3 protein-coding genes and 1 tRNA gene are annotated in these 2683 nt (G+C 54.3%); 3 read left to right on the top strand and 1 reads right to left on the bottom strand.

Annotated features, from left to right (window positions below):
* The first annotated feature begins 124 nt into the window (after positions 1–124).
* The 3 genes from ACQRD3_RS13370 to ACQRD3_RS13360 all read left to right on the top strand — a co-directional run bounded on the left by ACQRD3_RS13370 (position 125) and on the right by ACQRD3_RS13360 (position 2453).
* Positions 125–271, top strand: a complete 147-nt coding sequence (locus ACQRD3_RS13370; RefSeq protein WP_006573143.1) for a hypothetical protein — start codon at positions 125–127, stop codon at positions 269–271.
* A gap of 92 nt (positions 272–363) precedes the next feature.
* Positions 364–2064 carry a recombinase family protein gene (locus tag ACQRD3_RS13365; protein ID WP_427781717.1) on the top strand — a complete coding sequence of 567 codons (1701 nt, stop codon included), beginning with the start codon at positions 364–366 and terminating at the stop codon, positions 2062–2064.
* A gap of 14 nt (positions 2065–2078) precedes the next feature.
* Positions 2079–2453: a recombinase family protein gene (locus tag ACQRD3_RS13360; protein WP_427781716.1), complete on the top strand. Its 375-nt coding sequence runs from the start codon at positions 2079–2081 to the stop codon at positions 2451–2453.
* 30 nt (positions 2454–2483) lie between these two features.
* Here ACQRD3_RS13360 and ACQRD3_RS13355 read toward each other — a convergent pair.
* Positions 2484–2560: transfer RNA gene (locus tag ACQRD3_RS13355), tRNA-Pro, on the bottom strand.
* Between the last annotated feature and the right edge of the window lie 123 nt (positions 2561–2683).

Here is a 2683-nt window from a genome sequence, read left to right as displayed (position 1 = left end):
AGTTGTCCCAAAGTGGAGCAAGGCAAGAGGGCGGCACCGCCGAAGGTGCCGCCTTTCTGCGTTTCCCCACGGGACAAGGGGGACTGTCGGTCATTGTTTCGTATCGCTCTGGAAGGAGGCCCACATGGAAGATCCCGTACCCGTCAAGGAGGAATACACCTATCAAGTCGGCAAAATCCAATTCATTGTCACGCCCGTCTACAAGGACAAAGGCGAGTCCATGCGTGACATCCTGTTGAAGCTGATGCTGGCCGATCTGGAGCCAGCCTAACTGTTCCATCGACATCCTTAACACGGGCAGTCGGCAGAGGTATAATATACATAGATAAGAACCTCTTGCTTGATTGCAGGAAGGAGGATATTTTGAAACAGTCAAGCAAGAAAATCTCTACCGGCACAGCCGCTCTCTACTGCCGCCTGAGCCGTGACGATAACATGGATAGCGAGTCCAACAGCATCCAGAACCAAAAGAAAATACTTCAAAAGGCCGCCAAGGACAAGGGCTACACAGATACCATCTTTTTCGTGGATGACGGGATCACCGGCACTACCATGAACCGCCCCGGCTTTCAGAAGATGATCGCCGCAATCGAGGCCGGGTACATCTCGGCGGTGTTCGTGAAAGACCTCTCCCGGCTGGGCCGGAACTACATTGAGGTGGGCAAGCTCACCGAAGAATTTTTCCCGCTCCATGATGTGCGGCTGGTGGCTGTGTCCGATGGCGTGGACAGCGACGAGGGCGAGGACGATTTCACCCCGTTCAAGAACATTATGAACGAATACTACGCCAAGGACATTTCCAAGAAGCGCCGCATCGTAAACAAAATGAAAGGTAACGCCGGGATTCCGCTTTCGCCGCCGCCCTATGGTTACATCAAGAACCCGGACGATCCCCGGTTTTGGGTGATTGACCCGGAGGCCGCCGAGGTGGTACGCCGTATCTACCGCATGGCGCTGGACGGGTACGGGCTGGCTGAAACCGCCGCTGCCCTCGGTGCGGATGGGATCGTCAACCCGACCTACTACTGGCGCAGCAGGGGTACAAGCAGGGGCGGTTCCAAAAGCACCGTGGAACCCACAAAATGGGGGCACACCACAATCAAGAAGATTTTGACCACGCAGGAATACTGCGGGGATGTCATCAACTTCAAAAGCTATTCCAAGTCCTATAAGATGAAGCGTCGAATTGAGAACCCGGAGGAGAACCGGGCAATCTTCCTCAATGTCCATGAGCCTATCATTGACCGGCCAACTTGGGAGAAGGTACAGGCGTTAAAAGCCGGGACACGGCGCAAGCGCCCCACCGTTACCCAAGAGCCCAGCGTCTTTTCCGGCTATCTGAAATGCCCGGAGTGCGGCGGCAATTTGAATTTCCATTTTAACCAAGGCAACCACGATATTAAATTCTTTAGCTGCCAGAACCACAATTCCGGGCTCCGCAAATGCTCGTCTACCCACTATATCCGGCTGGACTTCTTGGAGCAGGTCGTGCTCTACGAGATACACCGGCTGGCCTGCTTCGCTAACGAATACGAAAACGACTTTATCAAGGCGATGGTGGGCCGCTCCGCCAAGGTAGCGGAAAATGACCGGATACGCAAGAAGCGGGAGCTGGACGGGCTGCTGGCCCGGGACGGGGAGCTGGATATGCTCTTTGAGAGGCTCTATGAGGACAATGTGTCCGGCAAGATCGACGATGCCCGGTTTGCCAAAATGTCCAAGCGGTATGAGCAGGAGCAGGGCGAAAACGCCAAGAAAATCAAGGCGCTGCGGTTGGAGCTGAAAAAGCTGGAAGATAAGCGGATGGATGTGGACACCTTCTTGGAAACGGTACGCCGCTACACCGATGCCACCGCCATCACCAAACGCATGGTTGCCGAACTCATTGAATATATCGAGGTCTATCCTGCGGTCAAGGAGGACGGTGTTACCAATCAGCGGGTGACAATCCACTACAACTGCATTGGAGCATTTGAGGTGCCGGATCGCCGGAAAATCCCCGAGCGGGATATTCTGCTGGAAACGAGAAAAGGCGTAGCATTAAGCTACGCCCCGGCGGTGTAAAGGTGGTGTGGGATATGAGAGCTTTTCTCTATTGCCGTGTCGCCCATGAAGATTCTTTTGCATTGGAACACCAGAGGTTTCTGCTCCAGCTCTACGCAAAGCAGGCGGGATATACCATCATCGGCGCTGCGGACGAATGCGGTAGCGGGCTCACATTAGACCGCCCGGCGCTCCAGAAAGTGACCGAGGCCGTGGTCGCTGGCAGGGTGGATGTGGTGTTAGTCCATAACCTGACCCGGATAGGCCGGGAGTGGGGGATGACCCAAAACTACATTGACCTGCTCACCCGGCACAAGGTAAAGCTCCTGTGCATCCGGGATCGGCTGCTGTTCGACGAAAACGGTGCTGCCCCAATTTTGACAATAAAAAATGCGGAGTGTCCTTTGTAGGATACTCAGATCCTATAAGGACACTCCGCATGGTCGGAGTGTCGGGATTTGAACCCGAGGCCTCTTGGTCCCGAACCAAGCGCGATACCAAACTTCGCCACACCCCGCTCTTCAAATGTGCAGATGTTATTGTACTGGTATTTTGCCGAAATGTCAAGTAAAAATATGCCTTTCAGTGAGGTACCCAGATTGCAAAGTCGAATGCGTGACCGGAAAGGCCCTGTCCGAAA

The organism is Candidatus Pseudoscillospira sp. SGI.172 (genome assembly GCF_050313575.1).
Classification (GTDB): domain Bacteria; phylum Bacillota; class Clostridia; order Oscillospirales; family Oscillospiraceae; genus Vermiculatibacterium.
Note: the sequence above shows the minus strand (reverse complement) of the source record. Positions and strands in the feature narration are given on the sequence as shown.

What these genes read in the sequence shown, in the direction of transcription:
- ACQRD3_RS13370 (WP_006573143.1), top strand. Translation starts at nt 125, where the DNA reads ATGGAAGATCCCGTACCCGTCAAGGAGGAATACACCTATCAAGTCGGC.
- ACQRD3_RS13360 (WP_427781716.1), top strand. Translation starts at nt 2,079, where the DNA reads ATGAGAGCTTTTCTCTATTGCCGTGTCGCCCATGAAGATTCTTTTGCA.